This is a genomic window from Streptomyces sp. NBC_00376 (assembly GCF_036077095.1).
Taxonomy (GTDB): Bacteria; Actinomycetota; Actinomycetes; order Streptomycetales; family Streptomycetaceae; genus Streptomyces.
The window spans coordinates 1016708-1035116 of record NZ_CP107960.1 but is presented as its reverse complement, the minus strand read 5'-3'; the positions used below and the strand labels follow the sequence as shown (position 1 = coordinate 1035116).

Sequence of the window (18409 nt, the reverse complement as noted above, 5' to 3'; positions counted from 1 at the left end):
CAAGCCGCGCCGCCCACCGGACGTGTGCCTCGCCTTTCCCGGCGGGCGCTGACAGGCGAATCCCGACACGCGCCAAGGCGGCGTCACGCGGGCTGCGGGGCGGGCGTTGCCGGAGCGGCCGCGACCTTGCGGGTCTCGCGCAATATCAGCAGGCCGTTGACCACCATCAATGTCGCGGTCAGGCAGTGGACGCCGAGCGCGGTGGCCACGGAGCCGTGGTGGGCCAGCACGTTGGCCATGTCGCCGTACGCGGCGAAGGCCTCCACCAGCAGCGCCCAGCCCAGCGCCCGGCGGTGGCCCGTCACCAGCAGCATGCCCAGGACCAGGGCCAGGACGACGTCGCGGATTCCCTTGATGACCAGGAAGCCGTCGCCGTCGCCGGACGGCCAGCTCGGCAGGCCGTAGCCCGGCGCCGTCGTCTCCGGGCTCAGGATGTATTCCGTCCCGAACCAGAGGATGAAGAGGATGAAGGCGGCGGCCAGGACGGTGTTGATCTTCTTCAGCGACATTGTTCTTCTCCTTGCGGGTCTTCGTCGGCTTGGTGAGCTTCGTGGAGCTTGCTGAGTCGTGTGGGCCCTGATCAGACCGCGCGGACGCGGCTGATCGAGGGGCGTAGTTGTCGGGATCGCAGTTGTGGGTCCTCAGCGGCAGCCGCATTCCCGGATGGCGGGAGTTCGGTCGCACGCTGCCGCCCGGGGAGTGGGATTGTGCGCCACCAGCGCGGTGTCGGCCCGCGGGTTCAGGCGAGGGCGGCGACCAGCAGGGTGAAGGCGGCGATGATGACGGCGACGCGGAGGTAGTGGTAGCGGTCCCAGCGGTTCATCTGCTCCTTCCAGTCCTCGGGCCGGTTCTCGGGGGTCCATGTCTTGCCCCGGTTGTTGATCGGGACGAGCAGGAGGATCGACATGACGACGCTGAGGATCAGCAGCGCGCCGGCGGTGACGACGAGGCCGGTGCCGTCGTGGTGCCGTCCGGCGATGGCCCAGACCACGCTCAGGACGAGCGAGGTGATGTACCAGACCGGCATCACGGCGCCGAGCATCCGGCCCCCGTGGGCGCGGCCGAGCTGGCCGCTGTCCTCGGGGAGTGCGTCGAAGATGCGGTTCATGACGAAGGCGACGGACAACTCCACCCCCACCATCAGGCCGACGATCACGGTGGTGAACACCTCGAGTGCGTTGAGCATGATGACCCCTCCTGGGACCTAGCGCCGCTAGATGACGATGCAACGCTAGTACTGCTGCCGCTCGGTTGTCTAGCGGTGCTAGGATCGAATCATGTCGGTACAGGAACGCAAGCAGCGCGAACGGGCGGAACGCGAGCGCCTCATCGTGGCGACGGCCCGCGAACTCGCCGAGCGGCAGGGCTGGGACGCGGTCACCACCCGCCGGCTCGCCGAGCGCATCGAATACAGCCAGCCCGTCCTCTACAGCCACTTCCGCGGCAAGCGCGAGATCATCGGCGCCGTCGCCCTGGAGGGCGCCGCCGAGCTGGCCGCGGCGGTGCGGGCCGCGGCCTCCGGAGCGGGCGGCCCGCGCGAGCGGGTCGCCGCCCTCGCCCGCGCCTACCTCGACTTCGCCGCACGCAACCCGGCGGTCTACGACGCCCTGTTCCAGCTCGACGGCGGCCTGGCGTACGCGCAGGAGGACACCCCCGAGCCGCTGAAGGACGCCTTCGCCGCCCTGCTGGAGACTCTCGGCGAGGTCGCCGGGGACGGCGTCGAACCGGGGCTGTTCACTGAGACGTTCTGGGCGTCCCTGCATGGCCTGGCCACCCTGACCCGCGCGGGACGGCTGCCGCCGGAGTACACCGGGCAGAGATTGGAACTGCTGGTGAACCGGCTCGCCATCGCCTGACGGACCGTCCCGGCGGGCACGCAGCCGGACCCCTCAAACCCCGCCGCCTGCCCGCGGCAACGCTTCCAATCACTCGCGCCCACACCGTGCAGCCGCAGATCGCCGGGCCCCGTACCCCAGATGGGCACCCGCCCCGGAAGCTGCGGTGATCATTGATCACGACCCGATACGCGCCTTGACGCCGCATCATTCGCTGGTGCCCTCGTCGCCCTCACCGAGGTGGACGGTTGCCGGGTCACGCAGTGGGCGCAGTCCCTCGACTGGCTGGTGGGCGGCGAAGCTGTAGCGGCCCAGGCGGACGGGACGAACGGGCGCCCCGGCGTCGAGGGAAGTGATGAAGTCCCTTGCCTTGCAAGGGAATCGGTAGGGTACGGAATGACGACCTCGTGCAAGGTCGGGGTGAGGCGTGTTGAGCTTGTGGTTGACGTTCTGATCACGCGGGTGTGGTGGGCAGTGCGAGTACCTTCGTGTGGTGGGTTGTTCGTTGGTCGGTCAGGAGTCCGGCGACGGCTCGGATGGTGTCGGGCAGGCCGTCTCGTCGGGTGTGGTGCCGGGCGAGGGCCTCGAGTACCGGTACGAGGTGGAGAGGGTCGAACCCGCATCGGTCGACGGATGAGGTGCGAGGCCGCGCCACAGGGCGGCCGGTGCCCCGCCGAGGCCGCGTACGGCCCGGATTCCGGCGCCCCGCGGGTCCCTGATTCAGCCGCGCCCCGCCGTCGCGCGGGCACCACGCACAGGGTTCCGTGATCCCCCGTTCAGTCCCGCCCGGCGCGGGGGGCCTATGGGGTTCGTCAAGGGAATCGGGCTGCGTTCTGGTGAGGTTCGGGGCAGCATGGCGTGATGCCTGACTTGTTGTGGGATGACGTAGTGAGCTTGGTACCTTCCGGCCTTGCTCACCGGACCCGGCTGGTCTGGTAGTTCCCAGCCGTCCCGACTTCGTCAGGGCTGCTTTCCGCCCTCCCCGGCGTTCCCCGGATCGGACTGCCCTCGGCTTCTACCGGGCCGCTGCGACGGCCTGGCGGTGGAGGTCTCTCACCTTCACTCGATTGCGTGACGCTTCGTGGCGCACCTTCTTGTCGTAGTAGGCGCGGGACGCCGGGTCGCCCAGGGCGGCGAACGCGGAGAGGAAGAAAGCCCGTTTGAGCTGCTTGTTTCCTCTCCTGGAGGGTTGTTCGCCGCGGATCGATGAGCCCGAGCTCCGGGTTGCCGGGGCGAGTTCTGAGTAGGCGGCGAGGTGGCCGGCGGTCGGGAAGGTGCTGCCGTCGCCGACCTCGATCAGAATCCTGGCTCCGGTCCTGACGCCGACTCCGGCATGGACATCAGGACCTTCGAAAGAGGGTGGGCCTCCAGGAGTTCCTCGATCCGCCCGGCCAGCAGCTTGCGCTGGTCAAGGGCGGCCGTCAGCGAAGCGGCCAGGCTCGGGACGATCAGCGCGGCCGCCTCGGTCCCCGGGACAGTGACGGTCTGCTCGTCCAGGGCGACGAAGATTTCCTCGACCAGTCGCTCGGCCATCCTCGGCGCTTTCGGCCGCAGCAGGGTGACCAGCCGCCGGTATCCTGCCTTGCATATCTGCGCTGGTGACCCGAACCGTTCCAGCAGCGTGAGAACAGCCGGGTACTGCAACCGCGGCCCCAGGACTCGCTCCAGCGAGGGATGGATCTGACACGACGCGGTGTCGGTGGCGGCGGGGACACTGATCGGGGACCAGTTGGGGACCGGACGGTGTCCGCGCATCTGAACGCTACGCATGGCGGCACACGCATTGCTCCCTGACTTCTGGCCGTACGTGCAGAAACAAGGGATAGCCCCTATTCCTGGAGGTCAAGGGGTCGCGGGTTCAAATGCTGTCGTCCCGACTTGTGGGAGGCGCAGTTCGAGGGGCCGTTTCAGAGAGATGTGAAACGGCCCCTCGACCGTTGTCGGGGTCGGTTGCAGACCGACCGGCCCCGGCCGTGTCAGCAGACGGCCATGATTGAGCGCCTTTGGCCCGTGCGCAGCGCTTCTGTCACCCCGTCATGGGGGCCGGGGCGGCCCCAGTACCTCCGTGCCCGGACCCAGCGACAGCGGTGCGGGGAGCGCCTTTTCGACGGAACCGATGGGGCGGCCACCCGTGTCAACCGTCCGCCTTGGGCTTTGCGGACTCCTCGGTGGTCCGGAAGGGAGCTTCGAGTACCTGCCCGATACCCCCGAGGCGAGGGCCTCGGGCGACAGGCGGAGCAGCGCCCTGTCGAGGTATCACCGCGTGTCGAAGGCCGCCAGGTACTCGCGCCAGTGTGCCGCCGGATCGAATCCGGCAGGCCGTGTGAACGTCTCAGCCAGGGGCTCCAGTTCCGTGATCCGGGACACACGGCAGGTCCGTACGCCGCGCGCGGCCCGGCCACCAGGCAGTTGGTGTGCTGACCCGGACTCCCGCCTGTCCTTGCGGTCAGAACCGGCCGTGTCTGCCGGAGGCCCGGCATGAGGGCACCCGGACAGGACACGATCAGCACATGGAGAATCGGACGAGAACCTTGCCCACCACCCCCGTTCGTCTGGCCGGGCGGGGCATTGTGCTCAGGGAGTGGGACGAGGAAGACATCCCCACATTGGTCGAGATGTACGACGATCCGGAGATCAGCCGCTGGACTCCCGTACCTTCGCCGTTCGATGTGGACGCCGCTCGCGAGTACCTCGGGCGGGCCCGCAAGGCCCGGAGCGAAGGCCGTTGTGTGCAACTGGCCATCACGGCCGACGGCGGGCAGCCGCAGGGGGAGGTGTTGCTCTTTCAGGACGACCTGGACGACCGGGACATCGAGCTCGCCTACGGTGTCGGGCCCCGGTACCGGCGTCGCGGACTGGCGTCCGCGACCGTCGCGGACTGGCGTCCGCGGCGGTCGCGGTCGCCACCGAATACGCCGTTCAGCACCTGGACGCGAGACGGGTGATTCTGCGGACAGAGGTCGAGAACGCCCCGAGCGCCGGCGTGGCGCGATCGGCCGGATTCGTGCCCACCGCGGACGAGCTCGTCGCGCGGGAGGCGAAGGGGCGGAGGGTGCTGCTGCGGACCTGGTGCCACGGGAAGGGCGAACCGGAGTCCTGAGCCATCGGTGCCGCGCCGCGCCGCACCGCCTCCTCCCGTCCCGCAGCAGCGGACGCCCCAGGCCCACTACTCTGGTGCGAAGCAGTTGAAATGGGTCATAGCGGACCTCAAGGAGGCGTGATGAGTCAGCAGCCGGTCCTTCTTCCCTACACCGATCCCGCCTTCGTGGCCGACCCCTTCCCGGTCTACCGGCAACTGCGCGAGGACGGCCCGGTGCGGCGTGCCATCATCGCCGGCGGCCTGGAGGCATGGCTCGTCACACGGTACGAGGACGGCCTCGCGGCCCTCTCCGACCCGAGGCTGAGCAGTGACGTCAGTGATGCGTCGGACCCCCGGCTCATCGAGCGGCTGCCCGCCACCGACCGCGGATCCGTCCTGCGCAACATGCTCCGCACCGATCCGCCCGACCACACCCGACTGCGCCGCCTGGTGTCCAAGGCGTTCACCGCCCGCAGCGTGGCCGAGCTGCGGCCCCGCGTCCAGGAGATCGCCGACCGGCTGCTCGACAAGATCGCGCCCGACGGCCGTGCCGACCTCGTGGCGAGTTTCGCGCTGCCGCTCCCGGTCACCGTGATCAGCGAACTGCTCGGCGTTCCCCTGTCGGACCGGCACGACTTCCAGCGGTGGACCGACGACCTGGTCCTGCAGGGGGCCGAGCCGCCGGACCCGGCCCGGACGGACGAGGCATGGCGGCACATGCGTGGTTACCTGACCGGGCTCATCGGGGCGAAGCGGGCCCGGCCCGGGAACGATCTGCTCAGCGCCCTGGTGGCCGCCCGGGACGAGGAGCGGAGGCTGGACGAGGACGAGCTGATCGCCATGGCCTTCCTGCTGCTGGCCGCCGGGTACATCACCACCGTCAACCTCATCGGCAGCGGGATCGCGGCACTGCTCGCCCACCCCGACCAGCTCCGGCGGCTGCGGGAGGATCCGGCGCTGCTGCCGGGGGCGATCGAGGAATTCCTGCGCTACGACGGGCCGGTCAATCCCGGCATCGCCCGGTTCGCGCGCGAGGACGTCACGATCGCGGGTGTGGACATCCCGCGCGGCGCGACCGTGCTCGTGGCATCCGCCATCGCCGACCGCGACCCGGACCACTTCCCGGAACCCGACCGCCTGGACATCTCCCGGCAGGACAACGCCCACCTCGCGTTCGGGCACGGCATCCACTACTGCCTGGGGGCGCCGCTGGCTCGGCTGGAGGGCCAGATCGCCATCGGCACCGTCCTGCGCCGCCTCCACGGTCTCGCCCTGGCCGTGCCGCCCGGCGAACTGCGGTGGCGGCCGGGAGGGCTGCGCGGCCCGGAGCGGCTGCCCGTCACCTTCACCGCCGACACCCTGGCCTGAAGACGCCCGGCGGACAGGGAGCCGGTCGGGCCGCCGGGCTCAGGCGTAGAGCTTGCCCAGGAACGCGTCGAGGTTGCTCCTGGTCCGCGCCACCTGTTCCTCCATCGTCAGGGACTCCTCGAAGCGGCCACCGGGCGCCGGGGTCTTCCGGCCCCGGACGTACAGCGAACAGGCGAGGTCGGTGCAGATGTACAGGCCGACCGAGTTGCCCTCGCGCCCCGCCGCCCCGGTCTTGGGGGCGGTCATCAGCGAGACGCCGTTCCCCGGGTGCGTCGTGAGGCACAGCGAGCACATGCTCCGATGGAGGAAGCCGCGCTGCTTGGCGGGGAAGCGGAATGTCACGCCGATGAGTTCGCCGTCGCGTTCGGTGACGATGTAGCTGCGTCCGGGGGCGGAGAGATCCCGCCACCCCAGATAGTCCAGGTCGTCCCAGGGCTGCTCGTCGAGATCGCGGGGGAGCGGCAGACGCTTGGCCTCCCCCTTCGAGCAGTTGATGAACGATGTGCGGATGTCCTGCTCAGTCAGGGCCTTCATGCGAGGGACGCTAACGCTGCCTATGAGGGCTAGGCAAATGGTTAATGGGGCAAGGTTATGCGGCGGCGCCGGCGCCGCCCGCGCTGTCCGCGATCATCAGCCGGTGCGCCGGCGGGTGCTCGATCGACAGATCCGGGCGCCAGGCCGCGAGGACCTGGGCGGAGGGACCGAACAAGGACCTGGGCAGGTCGTCGAGCCCGGTCCACTGCCAGGCGCTGATCAGATGGGGCTCGGTCACCTCCGGGTTTCCCGACCGGACGGTCACCTCGGCGCCCATCGACACCCGGTTGATGCCCCCGACCACGTCGTGGAGCATGGCGAAGACACGCACGCCCGCCGCATCGACCTCCAGCCCCGTTTCCTCCCGGAGCTCACGGGCGGCCGCCTCGGCGATGGACTCATGAGTCGGGTCGACCTTGCCGCCGGGCAGCTCCCAGGTTCCGCCGTGGTGCCTGCCCAGGAGGATCCGCCCCCGGCCGTCCTGCACGATGACACCCACACCGAGCGCTGCCTGTGCCTTCGGCGGACGGGTGTTGCGGGAAGAAGTGTCCGGGGTTGTGGTCGTCATGGTGCTCCCTGTGTTCCTGGTGTTCCGGTCGTACGAGGCAGCCTACGGACAGGTCGTACCGCCGTCCGCCGCGCATCCGTCGGCCGGCGAGGAGGCCGGACATTCAGACGGTGAGCCGCAGCGAGGTCGCCGAGATGCCGAGCCGCACCGTCTGGCCCCATGTCAGCTCCAGTGCGTCCGCCTCCATCCCGTCGCCGAAGACCACCAGCCGGTCGGACTCGACGGTGAGCCTCAGCCCCTGCCGGCGTCCCAGCTCGCCCGCGACCTGTGTGGTGCCGGTCGTGGGGGACGGCCAGGCCTCGCGGACGAACCAGAGGAGGCGTCGGTCGGTGGGCGCCGGAAGGCGGAGGTCGCTGCGGCGTTCCTGCCACAGCGAGCGCAGCCACCCCGTGGCGCCGGTACCGGTGCCGACGAGCACACCGGAGGAGGCCTGCGGCTCGGCCGGGGCATCGGGGACGTCCGGGCCGAGCCGGTAGCGAGCGGTCTGATGGCCGGGCGGGCCGAGATAGATCTCGTTGAGGGCGAGGAGGCGCTGGGTGTCGTCGGACACCGCCTCGACCATGGTGAGTTCGTCCGCAGTGCCGCCGGGGGACGCGGCCGCCCGGAGAAGGGCGGCCGCATCCCGGGGCCGGTGGCGTACGAGCACGCCCGGATTGCGCCCGGGGTCGGTGTCGATGCCCACGACCGGCTGGCCGGAGAGGTACTTGGCGGCGTTGGCGACCAGCCCGTCCTGTCCGACGACGACCACCACGTCCTCCGGCCCGAACAGAAAGCGGTCGAGGTCCGCGCGCTCCACCCGCGACTGACGCCACTGAAGCGGTACGGCCGCCGCCACATCGGCCAGTGCCTGCTGGGTCTGCCGGTGCCGCTGCGCCACCCCGTCGATGGACCGGCCGCGGCTGGACAGGAAGAAGGCGGCCTGCCCGTGCGTGCCGTGCCGGGCCAGCAACTCCTCGTACTCGGTGGTGCGGTGGACCAGTACCGCGCGCGGCGCGAGGCTCATACCCGGGTCTCCGGGCCGGCGTTGCCGAGCTTGCTGAGCAGGCCGGTGAGCACGTCGGGGGAGAGGGTGAGGCTGTCGATGCGCGGCAGGTTCTCGGCGAGCCTCGTCGCCGCCAGGGCGTGCAGGGTCGCCGCGTCCACCTCTCCGTGCACCCGCAGCCAGGCCGCCTGGGACTCCGCCCGCGCGGCGCCGACCTCGCGGGCAGCTTCGGCCTCGGCCCGCGCCAGCCGCACCTTGCGGGCCGCTTCGGCCTCGGCGCGCACCCCGTCGGCCGCCGCGTTCTCCTCGGCCTCGCGGCGGGTGTTGGTACCGCGCTGCTCCACCAACTGCTCTTCCCTGCGGGCCAGTTCGATCTGGCTGGCGAGCTCGTTCTCGGCGATGGCCCGTTCCCTCTCCACGGCCACCGCACGGCGCTCGTAGGTGGCCCGGTCGGCTTCCTGCTGGATCTGCTCGCGGGCGGGGGTGCGCAGGGCGCGCTCCACCTCGGCCTCGGGCCGGATCGCCACCACCCGCACCGCGACCACATCGATCCCGGTGGCGGGCAGCCGCGGTTCGGCGGCGAGCCCCGCGGCGACCCGCTCGCGTACCGACGCGACACCGTCGACCAGCGCCTCGGCCAGCGCTGTCCTGGCCAGTACGTCCAGGGTGTGCTGCTGGGCGGTCTCGGTCAGCAGGGTGGCGATCTGCTCCAGCGGCGCACCGCGCCAGACCCCGGTGTCCGGGTCGACCGAGAAGTCCAGCCGGGCGGCGGCCTCGGCCGGGTCGCTGATCCGGTACGTCACGGTGGCCTGCACCGTCACGTCCTGGAAGTCGGAGGTGCGGGCGTGGAATGCCATCGCCAACTCCCGGTCGTTCACCGGGACTTCCGAGAGGGCGGCACTCAGTGAGCGGTACCAGAAGCTCAGTCCTGGCCCGTCGTGGGCCAGCCGGCCGCGCTTGTGGTGGCGGATGTGCGCGGTGGGCGCGGAGCGCAGATGGCGCCAGCCGAAGCGCCTGGTGATGTCGGCCATGTCGGACCCCCTCTTTTTCTCGTCATGAAGACGATAAGGGGAGTGGTGATTATCGTCAAGGGGACGAGAAAGGGGGATTGCCCGCCCCGGCCGACGTGTCCCGCGCCATTGCGAGGAATCTGGCCGGCACTTCACCCCCGCCGTGCACCGCCAGATCGGCGCCGTTGACGTAGGAGGCCAGATCGCCCGCCAGGTACAGGCAGGCGCGGGCCACGTCGTCCGGTGTCGCCATCCGTCGCATCGGGATGACCCCGGCCAGGGCTGCCACGCCGTCCTCGCCGTAGACCGATGCGGCGCTCTCCGTGCGGACGAGTCCGGTCGTGATGTGGTTGACGCGCACCTTCGGTGCCCACTCCAGGGCCAGTGCCCGGGTCAGTGCGAGCAGCCCGGCCTTCGCGGCCGTGTACGCGGCCGTGCCCGGCTGCGGGGTGTGCGCGGAGACGCTGCCTATGTTGACGATCGAGCCCCCGGTGTCCTGTTCCCGCATGACCAGGTTGGCGGCCTGTGACACGTAGAACGGGGCCAGGAGGTTGACGGCGACGATCTTCTCGACGAAACGTGGTGACACGGTGGCCGCGTCGGAGTCGGGGGAGCCGCCCGCGTTGTTGACGAGTACGTCCAGCCGCCCGAAGCGTTGCGCCGCTTCGTCGACCAGGGCGGCGGCGGCCGCCGGGTCACGGACATCGGTCGACCGGAAGTGCGCCCTGCGGGTGCCGCTCCCGGGCAGCTCGGCCGGTTCACCGCGGCCGCAGACCAGTACGTCCGCCCCGGCGGCGAGGAACGCCTCGGCGATCACGGCGCCGATGCCCTTCGTGCCGCCGGTGACGATCGCGGCCCGCCCCGTGAGGTCGATGGGATTGCCGATGTCCATGGGTCCGCCCCGCCGTCATCCGTCCTGCACGGTCGGGTAAATCTACCAACTGTTTGTTTGGTGGAACAGGGGTGGAAACCGCGGGCGGCCGGTGGCTCCCTCGAAGAGTCACCGGCCGCCCGGATGGTGCGCCGCCCCCGTCCCCACGGTGCGGCGCCGGCGGGTCGTCGTCATCCGCTCGGACAACGGCCCACGTCTGTCGGGACTAGTGCGCGGGCGCACTCAGTCCGAGTGAGGGAAGGATCGCGTTCTCGATGAAACGGGTGAGATACGCCTCGTCCGCGTTCTTTCCCTCCAGCAGTGGCCGGGCGCGCATCACGCCCAGGAGTTGTGCGGAGACGAACTCCGCCGCCGGGTTGTCCGGCCGGATCTCGCCGCGCTCCGCTCCGCGGCGCACCATGGCGTCGATCGCCGCGAGTCCGGGCACGATCAGGGCCTCGCGCAGCGCGCACAGCAGCTCGGGGCTCTGCAGCGCGGCATGGCTGAGTGCGTGCATCAGCGGGGTGTCGCGCCCCGAGTCCGCACCGATCGACCGTGCCGCCTCGCGCAGATCGCCTGCGAGGCTTCCGGTGTCGATGTGCGGAAGCAGTGCCTGTCGGGTGCCGTGCAGTGCGGCCACGACCAGTTCGGGCTTGGAGCCCCACTGCCGGTAGAGCGTGGACTTGCCGCAGCGGGTCCGCGAGGCCACCCCCTCCATGGTGAGCGCCTCGTAACCGGACTCTCTCAGCATGTCGAGCACGGCCACGTAGAACTCCTGCGCCCGCTCCGGCGTGATCTTCGAGCGGCGTGGCGTCTGTGCCGGTTCCTGTGCGGCTTCCTGCGGCGACATGTGCCTTTCCTCTCAGCGACTCTGCGACGAGGCCTTCGATACGCCAGTGTACCGATACGCGCGTGTACCGATACGTTCGCGTATCGGTACACTGGCGTATCGATGCGGCATGGACTGGACCATGCCGCCGTAACACCGCTTCGTCAGCAAAGGGGCACCGGGTGATGTACGCCGGTAGCGAGCCAGCAGATCGGGAGCCGGACAGTTCTGCCCGACCGCCCCTCGTCCGCGAACTGCTTCTGGTCGTGGGACTCTTCGTGATCTACAAGCTCGGCCGTCAGGTCGCGAACGGTCACGTAGACGAGGCGTATCGCAATGCCGGAAACGTCTGGGACTTCGAGCGCTCCGTGCACCTGCCCGGCGAGGGCGCGGTGCAGAGCCTGCTGCTGCACAACGAGACGCTGATCCACCTCGCGAACACCTACTACGCGACCGTTCACTTCCCGGCCACGCTGCTCTTCCTCGTCTGGCTCTACTGGCGCCGCCCCCGCCACTACATATGGTCGCGACGTATCCTCGCCGCACTCACCGGCGCCGCACTCGTCCTCCACCTGCTCTTTCCGCTCGCCCCGCCGCGGCTGCTGGCCGTCACCGGGCTGGTCGACACCGGCCAGGTGTACGGGCCGTCGGTGTACGGGGCGACGCCGGCGACCGACTCGATGGCCAACCAGTTCGCAGCGATGCCCTCGCTGCACTTCGGCTGGGCGGTGATGGTCGCCGTCGGGCTGATCGTCGCGACCCGCTCGCGGTGGCGCTGGCTGTGGCTGCTGCATCCGCTCGTCACCCTGCTGGTGATAGTCGGCACAGCCAACCACTACTGGCTCGACTCGATCGTCGTCTCCGCGCTGCTCGCGGTGGCCTTCGCGGCGCTGCGGCTGCCGCGCACGGCTCCGGTACGGGCACAGCTCCCGTGGCCGTCCACGACGGGCGAACCCGCGCCGCAGGCCGTTCCGTACGCCACCGATCCCGCCCTCCCGGCCGCATACGCCTCGACCGGGGCCCGGCGATGAACGCCACCGTGATCGCCGTCGCGCTGTCCCTGGTCTCCGCCGTCGCCTACGCCTCGGCCGCGGTGGCGCAGTCCCGGCTCGCCGCGCGGACCGAACGGGACGCCGGTGTGCTTCGGCTGCTCGGCCGGGGCGCCTGGTGGTCGGCGGTCGCGCTGAACGCGGGCGGTGCGCTGCTGCACGTCGCGGCGCTCAAGTACGGGCCGCTCACTCTCGTCCAGCCGCTCGGTGCCCTCACCCTGGTTGCCGCGGTTCCGCTGGGCGCCAGGGCCGCCGGACGCCGGGTCACCAGGACCGAATGGCGCGGCACGATCCTCACCCTGCTCGGCCTGGGCGCCCTGCTGATGACCGCGGGCGGCGTCGCCCCGCACGAAACACTCAGCCTGCCCGAGGCGCTGGCCGTCGGGGCCGGGACCATGGCCGTCGTCGCCGGACTCAGCCGTCCGGGAGCGCGCCCCGGTCTGCGGCACGCCGCTGCGTCCGGCATCACGTCCGGGGTCGCCTCCGCGCTCACCCAGACCTTGACCGTCTCGGTCACCGACCACACGGGCCCGCTGTTCAGCTGGCGTCTGATCGTCGTCGCGCTGCTGGTCTCCGCGTTCGCGATGAGCGGGCTGCTGCTCTCCCAGACCGCCTACCGGCGTGGTCTGGGCGCACCGCTGGCGGTTGTCACGCTCGCCAATCCGGTGGCTGCGGCGGCCATCGGTCTGGCCCTGCTCGGCGAACGCCTCCAGGGCGGGACGACCAGCCTGTGCCTGGCCCTGCTCGGGACGGTGGCAGCGATACGGGGTGTGATCCTGCTCAGCCGCGCCCAGGCGCAGACCTCGGCCGCCGCCGGTCCGGCCGGGGACGAGCCGAAGCCCGGGGCCGGGGCGCCGTCAAGGGTCGTCATCGCGAGCCGGGGGCCGATGGACCAGCCGACGCTGAGACGGGAACTGGGCCGGGCACCGGTGGGTGGTCCGTAATGCGTGGAAGCGATGCCTGCCGGCCGGTGGTGTGTCGTAGGAACGTGACATCTGCCCACCGAAGTGTCACGTGGAGAAGCAACTCACCGGAGAAGCGATGCCTGCCGGCCGGTGGTGTGTCGCGGGAACGTGACATCTGCCCACCCCACTGTCACGTTCTGAAACGACCCACCTACGGACCCGGCCTCTCTTCCTGGTCCAGTGCACGCGTCAGCCAGCCGATCCAGAAGTTCTCCAGATCGATGCCGCCGCGCAGCACCAGATGCCGCAGCCGGTCCTCCTCGGAGTTCCGCTCGGGCGGGAAGTCCCGCTCCTCGATCTCGAGATACTCCGCCAGCTGCCGACGGTGCAGCTCCAGGTGGCGACGGAGTTCCGCGTCCAGCCCGGGGGCCCCGACGACCGCCGCCGCCCGCATGCGCAGCAGCAGCGGATCCCGGACCTGCTTGGGGTCCTCGGGGCGGGCCACCCAGGCGCGGAGCGCCTCGCGGCCGGCCGGCAGCACCTCGTACTCCTTCTTCTGGCCGCGGGCGGGCTGCTCCGAGGGCAGCGCCCGGATCTGCCCGGCCCGCTCCAGCTTCCCCAGTTCCCGGTAGATCTGCTGGTGCGTGGCGGACCAGAAATAGCCGATCGACCGGTCGAACCTGCGGGTCAGCTCCAGCCCCGACGACGGCTTCTCGAGCAGGGCGGTGAGGATCGCATGCGGGAGTGACATGGGGTGCATCCTATGGACGGCCGGGCGTGGCCCGGCGCGGCAGCGGCCTCGTGGATGTCGTGGCCCCGTGGCGCGAGCGCTGGTCCACGAGGCCGCGGTGTCCGCGCGTCAGAGCGAGGCGGCGAGCTCCGTGCCCTGGCGGATCGCCCGCTTGGCATCCAGTTCGGCGGCTACATCGGCGCCGCCGATCAGGTGCGTCGAACGACCTGCGGCGAGCAGCTCCTCGTACAGGTCACGGCGCGGCTCCTGACCAGCGCAGAGCACGATCGTGTCGACCGGCAGGAGATGCTGCTCGCCGCCGACCGTGAGGTGCAGGCCCTCGTCGTCGATCCGGTCGTAGGCGGCGCCCGCGATCGTCGTGACGCCGCGGTGGCGCAGCTCGGTGCGGTGGATCCAGCCGGTCGTCTTCCCCAGCCCCGCCCCGACCTTGCCGGTCCTGCGCTGGATCAGATGGACGGTCCGGGGCGTCTTCGCACGTTCCGGGGCGCGGAGCCCGCCCCGCTCGCGGTATTCGGTGTCGACGCCCCACTGCCGGAAGAACACCTCGGGGTCACTGCTCGCGACGTCGCCCGAGTCGGTCAGGAACGCTGCGACGTCGAAGCCGATGCCGCCCGCCCCGATGATCGCGACCCGATCGCCGACGGGCGACCCGTCGCGCAGTACATCGAGGTAGCCGACCACGCTGGGGTGGTCCTGGCCCGGGATCCCGGGGGAACGCGGGGTGACACCGGTGGCAAGGACGACCTCGTCGAAGCCGTCGAGCGCGTCGGCCGTGACCCGAGTACCGAGCCGGAGCTCGACCTTCTCCTCCCGGAGCCGGGTACGGAAGTAGCGCAGCGTCTCGTCGAACTCCTCCTTGCCGGGGACCCTGCGCGCCACGTTCAGCTGGCCGCCGATCTCCTCGGCCGCGTCGAACAGCGTCACCTCGTGACCGCGTTCGGACGCCGAGACGGCGCACGCGAGACCGGCGGGTCCGGCGCCCACGACCGCCACCCGCTTCACGGTGCGGGTCGGCGACAGGGTGAGTTCGGTCTCGTGACAGGCGCGCGGATTGACCAGGCAGGAGGTGACCTTGCCGCTGAAGATGTGGTCCAGGCAGGCCTGGTTGCAGCCGATGCAGGTGTTGATCGCGTCGGCGCGGTCCGCGGCCGCCTTGGCGACGAAATCGGGGTCGGCGAGGAACGGCCGGGCCATCGACACCATGTCGGCGCGCCCCGAGGCGAGGACCTCCTCGGCGACCTCGGGAGTGTTGATGCGGTTGCTCGTCACCAGCGGTACGGAGACGGCTCCGCGGACCTTCTCCGTGACCCAGGTGTAGGCGCCGCGCGGCACCGAGGTGGCGATGGTGGGGATACGGGCCTCGTGCCAGCCGATCCCGGTGTTGATGATCGTCGCGCCCGCCGCCTCGATCTCGCGGCCGAGCCGCACGACCTCCTCCAGCGAGGAACCGCCCGGCACCAGGTCCAGCATCGACAGCCGGTAGATCAGGATGAAGTCGCTGCCGACCCGCTCGCGGACACGGCGCACGATCTCGACGGGGAACCGGATGCGGTTCTCGTACGAGCCGCCCCAGCGGTCGGTGCGGTGATTGGTGGCGGAGGCGATGAACTCATTGATCAGGTAGCCCTCGGAGCCCATGATCTCGACCCCGTCGTACCCGGCTCGGCGCGCCAGCTCGGCCGCCCTGACGAAGTCCTCGATGGTCTCCTCGACCTCGTCGTCGTCGAGGGCGTGCGGGGTGAAGGCGCTGATCGGGGCCTGGATCGCGCTCGGAGCCACCAGATCGGGGTGGTGCGCGTACCGGCCGAAATGCAGGATCTGCATGGCGATCCGTCCGCCCGCCGCGTGGACGGCCGAGGTGACCAGCGCGTGCTGCTCGGCCTCCGCCTCGGTGGTCATCTTCGCCCCGCCTGGGAAGGAGCAGCCCCGGGCGTTCGGGGCGATGCCACCGGTGACCATCAGGCCGACGCCGCCGCGGGCGCGCTCCGCGTAGAAGGCGGCCATCCGCTCGAAGCCGCGCTCGACCTCTTCGAGACCGATGTGCATCGAGCCCATCAGCACCCGGTTGGGGAGAGTGGTGAACCCCAGGTCGAGCGGGCTCAGCAGATTCGGGTACGGGCTCATGCGGCGGCTCCTCACGCAGTGTCGTCTGCGCCAGTTGTAGACCACCGGAACGCCATTGTGCAACAAGTTGCACAATGGCGTGGGTCTCATGGGTGCTAAGGCCGCCGTCCCCCGGACGGCGTAACACAGGGACACGTCGGCGCCCCGCGCCACGGAAAGTGGAACCGCGGCATCCGGCCGGCATCGACACGGATGCCTTCCACTGCACGCCCCCACCTCCACCCCCGAACCCCTGCGGAGACACCCATGGCCTGCCTCGACCGGCATGACCTCGGCCTGCTCGTCCTGCGCGTCGGCACCGGCGCGGTACTGGCCGCGCACGGCGCCCAGAAGCTGGCCGGCTGGTTCGGCGGCGGAGGCATCGAAGGAACGACCGCAGCGATGGAGGCGATGGGTTTCCATCCGCCGAAGCACAGCGCGGTCGCCGCCGGGCTCGGCGAGGCGGGCGGCGGAGTGCTGCTGGCCCTCGGGCTCGCCACCCCGGCGGCCGGTGCGGCGGCGGCCGGGGCGATGGCGGGGGCCGTGGCCGTCCACGCGCCCGCCGGGTTCTTCGCGCAGGGCGGCGGCTACGAGTACCCAGCCTTCCTCGGCTTCACCGCCGCGGCGATCGGCCTGACCGGGCCAGGGCGCTACTCCGTCGACCATGCGACCCGGCACGTCTTCAACCAGCCGTGGATGGTCGCCCTGGCCTTCGCGGGCAGTGCCGTCGCGGCGGCGGCCGTGGTCGGCAGGCGCACCAAGGGGCGGGTCGCGGTCGACCCCGACGCGACCTGACCCCCCGACAGGACAGGGACCGGGCGGCACCCCAGGGAGGGAGTCGTCCGGTCCCCCGCCACCTCGGGGTTTCAGCCCGGCAGTTTCCAGCGGCCGCTCTTCGCCGCCGCGATCAGCTCCGGCACCGTGCCGAACTTCACCCGCGGGCGCCCGCCGTCGCGGCCACGCGCGATCTCGGCCCTGTCGATGGCGGCCAGCCCCTTGGCGTCGACAACATGGCGGCTGCGGCTCCGGGCCAGCCGGAGGAACGCCTTGGGCGCGGGCGACGGTGCGGGCAGGGCGCCGGCCACGGCATCGTCCAGGAGCGTGCCGATGGTCTCGGCGGCGCAGGCACGGTTGGCCCCGATGCCACCCGAGGGCCCACGCTTGATCCAGCCGACGACATACGTCCCGGGCATCCCCGTCACCCGGCCGCCCTCGTGCGGGACGGTGCCGGTCGCCTCGTCGAAGGGCAGCCCCGCGACGGGCGCGCCGCGGTAGCCGACAGCCCGCAGCAGTGTGCCGGACGGAATGTCCAGCTCGCCCGGACCTCCCGTCACCCGCACGGCCCGTACGGCGTCGTCGCCGAGCACCTGGACGGGGGCGGAGTGGAACCGGAGGACGATGCGCCGTCCCGGCCCGGGCGTACGCGACCAGTCCACCGTCTCGCGGGTCACGTCCCGCAGCAGGCCGGCCTTCTCGTCCGGCGCCGCGCCGTCGATCGTCGCGCCGGTTCGCGGATCGTGGTCGTCGACCACCAGTTCCACGCCCGGCAGATGCTTGAGGGCGAGCAGTTCGGAGGCGCTGTACGCCGCGTGCTCCGGGCCCCGCCGGCCGAGCAGCGCCACCTCGCGCACCTTCGAGGCGCGCAGCGCGGCGAGCGCGTGATCCGCGATGTCCGTGCCGGCCAGGGCCGACGGATCCGCGACGAGGATACGGGCGACGTCGAGGGCGACATTGCCGTTGCCGACCACGACGACCCGTTCCGAGGAGAGGTCGACGGCGTCCGGTGCGACCTCGGGGTGGGCGTTGTACCAGGCCACGAACGAGGTCGCCGATATGCTGCCCGGCAGTTCCTCGCCCGGTACGCCGATGCGGCGGTCGGTGGAGGCGCCCACCGCGTAGACGACCGCGTCGTGGTGGGCGGCGAGCTCCTGAGCAGTGATGTCCTTGCCGATCTCGACCCCCAGGTGCATGCGTACCCGCGGGTGGTCGTGGAAGCGCGCGAAGGTGTCGCCCACCTTCTTGGTCGCGGGGTGGTCGGGCGCCACGCCGTACCGGACCAGCCCACCGGCCACGGGCAGCCGGTCGACCAGGGTCACCTCGGCGTTGGTGTGCAGGAGGAGATCCTCGGCGGCGTACATCCCGGCCGGGCCGGTGCCGACGACCGCGACGCGGATCGGTGCGAAGTCGGACGGCAGACTGCGCTCGAACGACGGGGCGCTCCAGTGGTGGAAGTTCGGTCCCGTGCCGACCGGATCGGGCTCCTGCCCGGCGAAGTACGCCTCGTTGATCGCGGCGTACCCCGCCTGCACGGCCGGCAGGCTGTCCACCGGGAATATGGCGTCGACCGGACAGGCGTCCGCGCAGGCACCGCAGTCGATACAGGACTTCGGGTCGACGTACAGCATCTCCGTGCTGCCGAAGGCCCGCTCCTGCGGTGTCGGATGGATGCAGTTGACGGGGCACACTGCGACGCACGTGGCGTCGCTGCAGCAGGTCTGGGTGATGGCGTAGGTCATCTCGTCAGC

Annotated in this window: 19 protein-coding genes and 1 pseudogene; 8 read left to right on the top strand and 12 right to left on the bottom strand. The window is 71.0% G+C overall.

Annotated elements, in window-relative coordinates:
- Nucleotides 1-83 precede the first annotated feature (83 nt).
- Together OG842_RS04840 and OG842_RS04835 are read right to left on the bottom strand one after the other, a co-directional pair.
- Nucleotides 84-509, bottom strand: coding sequence for a DUF4267 domain-containing protein (locus tag OG842_RS04840; RefSeq protein ID WP_266727735.1), 426 nt, complete (start codon nt 507-509; stop codon nt 84-86).
- Nucleotides 510-739: 230 nt separating this feature from the next.
- Nucleotides 740-1186, bottom strand: coding sequence for a DUF1772 domain-containing protein (locus OG842_RS04835; RefSeq protein WP_266727734.1), 447 nt, complete (start codon nt 1184-1186; stop codon nt 740-742).
- Nucleotides 1187-1277: 91 nt separating this feature from the next.
- Here OG842_RS04835 and OG842_RS04830 point away from each other — a divergent pair, with 91 nt between their 5' ends.
- Complete coding sequence (locus tag OG842_RS04830) at nt 1278-1856, top strand: TetR/AcrR family transcriptional regulator (RefSeq protein ID WP_266727733.1); 579 nt, start codon at nt 1278-1280, stop codon at nt 1854-1856.
- A 472-nt stretch (nt 1857-2328) separates the two neighbouring features.
- Complete coding sequence (locus OG842_RS04825) at nt 2329-2472, top strand: hypothetical protein (protein WP_266727732.1); 144 nt, start codon at nt 2329-2331, stop codon at nt 2470-2472.
- Between the two features lie 378 nt (nt 2473-2850).
- Here OG842_RS04825 and OG842_RS04820 read toward each other — a convergent pair.
- Nucleotides 2851-3518, bottom strand: a pseudogene (locus tag OG842_RS04820) (transposase); the annotation flags it as partial.
- A gap of 827 nt (nt 3519-4345) precedes the next feature.
- Between OG842_RS04820 and OG842_RS04810 the strand changes: the two are divergent.
- The 3 genes from OG842_RS04810 to OG842_RS04800 all read left to right on the top strand — a co-directional run bounded on the left by OG842_RS04810 (nt 4346) and on the right by OG842_RS04800 (nt 6282).
- The gene (locus tag OG842_RS04810) at nt 4346-4780 is read left to right on the top strand and encodes a GNAT family N-acetyltransferase (RefSeq protein WP_266727731.1); all 435 of its coding nucleotides are present in this window, start codon (nt 4346-4348) and stop codon (nt 4778-4780) included.
- Nucleotides 4777-4935, top strand: a complete 159-nt coding sequence (locus tag OG842_RS04805; protein ID WP_353962594.1) for a hypothetical protein — start codon at nt 4777-4779, stop codon at nt 4933-4935. The genes OG842_RS04810 and OG842_RS04805 overlap by 4 nt, the downstream gene beginning before the upstream one ends.
- A gap of 120 nt (nt 4936-5055) precedes the next feature.
- The gene (locus OG842_RS04800; RefSeq protein WP_266727730.1) at nt 5056-6282 is read left to right on the top strand and encodes a cytochrome P450 family protein; all 1227 of its coding nucleotides are present in this window, start codon (nt 5056-5058) and stop codon (nt 6280-6282) included.
- 39 nt (nt 6283-6321) lie between these two features.
- Here OG842_RS04800 and OG842_RS04795 read toward each other — a convergent pair whose 3' ends face one another.
- From OG842_RS04795 to OG842_RS04770, 6 genes are all read right to left on the bottom strand, one after another.
- A complete protein-coding gene (locus OG842_RS04795) occupies nt 6322-6816 on the bottom strand; it encodes an FBP domain-containing protein (protein WP_266727729.1) in 495 nt (164 codons plus the stop codon).
- A gap of 55 nt (nt 6817-6871) precedes the next feature.
- The gene (locus OG842_RS04790; protein ID WP_266727728.1) at nt 6872-7384 is read right to left on the bottom strand and encodes a nucleotide triphosphate diphosphatase NUDT15; all 513 of its coding nucleotides are present in this window, start codon (nt 7382-7384) and stop codon (nt 6872-6874) included.
- A gap of 103 nt (nt 7385-7487) precedes the next feature.
- Nucleotides 7488-8387, bottom strand: coding sequence for a hypothetical protein (locus OG842_RS04785; RefSeq protein ID WP_266727727.1), 900 nt, complete (start codon nt 8385-8387; stop codon nt 7488-7490).
- Nucleotides 8384-9397: an SPFH domain-containing protein gene (locus OG842_RS04780; RefSeq protein WP_266727726.1), complete on the bottom strand. Its 1014-nt coding sequence runs from the start codon at nt 9395-9397 to the stop codon at nt 8384-8386. The genes OG842_RS04785 and OG842_RS04780 overlap by 4 nt, the downstream gene beginning before the upstream one ends.
- 55 nt (nt 9398-9452) lie before the next feature.
- The gene (locus tag OG842_RS04775; RefSeq protein WP_266727725.1) at nt 9453-10268 is read right to left on the bottom strand and encodes an SDR family oxidoreductase; all 816 of its coding nucleotides are present in this window, start codon (nt 10266-10268) and stop codon (nt 9453-9455) included.
- Nucleotides 10269-10473: 205 nt separating this feature from the next.
- On the bottom strand, nt 10474-11097 hold the full coding sequence (locus OG842_RS04770) for a TetR/AcrR family transcriptional regulator (RefSeq protein WP_266727723.1): 624 nt from the start codon (nt 11095-11097) through the stop codon (nt 10474-10476).
- 161 nt (nt 11098-11258) lie between these two features.
- Between OG842_RS04770 and OG842_RS04765 the strand changes: the two genes are divergently transcribed.
- Entirely contained in the window at nt 11259-12107 is an 849-nt protein-coding gene (locus OG842_RS04765; RefSeq protein WP_266727721.1) for a phosphatase PAP2 family protein, read from the top strand.
- Nucleotides 12104-13069 carry a DMT family transporter gene (locus OG842_RS04760; RefSeq protein WP_266727719.1) on the top strand — a complete coding sequence of 322 codons (966 nt, stop codon included), beginning with the start codon at nt 12104-12106 and terminating at the stop codon, nt 13067-13069. Before OG842_RS04765 ends, OG842_RS04760 begins: the two co-directional genes overlap by 4 nt.
- A gap of 172 nt (nt 13070-13241) precedes the next feature.
- On the opposite strand, the gene OG842_RS04755 is transcribed toward OG842_RS04760, so the two are convergent.
- Together OG842_RS04755 and OG842_RS04750 are read right to left on the bottom strand one after the other, a co-directional pair.
- On the bottom strand, nt 13242-13781 hold the full coding sequence (locus OG842_RS04755; RefSeq protein ID WP_266727717.1) for a PadR family transcriptional regulator: 540 nt from the start codon (nt 13779-13781) through the stop codon (nt 13242-13244).
- A gap of 108 nt (nt 13782-13889) precedes the next feature.
- Entirely contained in the window at nt 13890-15905 is a 2016-nt protein-coding gene (locus OG842_RS04750; RefSeq protein WP_266727715.1) for an NADPH-dependent 2,4-dienoyl-CoA reductase, read from the bottom strand.
- Nucleotides 15906-16151: 246 nt separating this feature from the next.
- On the opposite strand from OG842_RS04750, the gene OG842_RS04745 reads away from it, so the two are divergent.
- Nucleotides 16152-16679: a DoxX family protein gene (locus OG842_RS04745; protein WP_266727713.1), complete on the top strand. Its 528-nt coding sequence runs from the start codon at nt 16152-16154 to the stop codon at nt 16677-16679.
- A 71-nt stretch (nt 16680-16750) separates the two neighbouring features.
- On the opposite strand, the gene OG842_RS04740 is transcribed toward OG842_RS04745, so the two are convergent.
- Entirely contained in the window at nt 16751-18400 is a 1650-nt protein-coding gene (locus tag OG842_RS04740) for an FAD-dependent oxidoreductase (RefSeq protein WP_266727711.1), read from the bottom strand.
- Between the last annotated feature and the right edge of the window lie 9 nt (nt 18401-18409).

Excerpts from the sequence above, each read along its gene's own strand:
- OG842_RS04750 (WP_266727715.1), bottom strand. The coding sequence starts at position 15,905 with ATGAGCCCGTACCCGAATCTGCTGAGCCCGCTCGACCTGGGGTTCACC.
- OG842_RS04800 (WP_266727730.1), top strand. The coding sequence starts at position 5,056 with ATGAGTCAGCAGCCGGTCCTTCTTCCCTACACCGATCCCGCCTTCGTG.
- OG842_RS04740 (WP_266727711.1), bottom strand. The coding sequence starts at position 18,400 with ATGACCTACGCCATCACCCAGACCTGCTGCAGCGACGCCACGTGCGTC.
- OG842_RS04755 (WP_266727717.1), bottom strand. The coding sequence starts at position 13,781 with ATGTCACTCCCGCATGCGATCCTCACCGCCCTGCTCGAGAAGCCGTCG.
- OG842_RS04830 (WP_266727733.1), top strand. The coding sequence starts at position 1,278 with ATGTCGGTACAGGAACGCAAGCAGCGCGAACGGGCGGAACGCGAGCGC.
- OG842_RS04760 (WP_266727719.1), top strand. The coding sequence starts at position 12,104 with ATGAACGCCACCGTGATCGCCGTCGCGCTGTCCCTGGTCTCCGCCGTC.
- OG842_RS04770 (WP_266727723.1), bottom strand. The coding sequence starts at position 11,097 with ATGTCGCCGCAGGAAGCCGCACAGGAACCGGCACAGACGCCACGCCGC.
- OG842_RS04810 (WP_266727731.1), top strand. The coding sequence starts at position 4,346 with ATGGAGAATCGGACGAGAACCTTGCCCACCACCCCCGTTCGTCTGGCC.
- OG842_RS04790 (WP_266727728.1), bottom strand. The coding sequence starts at position 7,384 with ATGACGACCACAACCCCGGACACTTCTTCCCGCAACACCCGTCCGCCG.
- OG842_RS04840 (WP_266727735.1), bottom strand. The coding sequence starts at position 509 with ATGTCGCTGAAGAAGATCAACACCGTCCTGGCCGCCGCCTTCATCCTC.
- OG842_RS04795 (WP_266727729.1), bottom strand. The coding sequence starts at position 6,816 with ATGAAGGCCCTGACTGAGCAGGACATCCGCACATCGTTCATCAACTGC.
- OG842_RS04780 (WP_266727726.1), bottom strand. The coding sequence starts at position 9,397 with ATGGCCGACATCACCAGGCGCTTCGGCTGGCGCCATCTGCGCTCCGCG.
- OG842_RS04835 (WP_266727734.1), bottom strand. The coding sequence starts at position 1,186 with ATGCTCAACGCACTCGAGGTGTTCACCACCGTGATCGTCGGCCTGATG.
- OG842_RS04745 (WP_266727713.1), top strand. The coding sequence starts at position 16,152 with ATGGCCTGCCTCGACCGGCATGACCTCGGCCTGCTCGTCCTGCGCGTC.
- OG842_RS04775 (WP_266727725.1), bottom strand. The coding sequence starts at position 10,268 with ATGGACATCGGCAATCCCATCGACCTCACGGGGCGGGCCGCGATCGTC.
- OG842_RS04785 (WP_266727727.1), bottom strand. The coding sequence starts at position 8,387 with ATGAGCCTCGCGCCGCGCGCGGTACTGGTCCACCGCACCACCGAGTAC.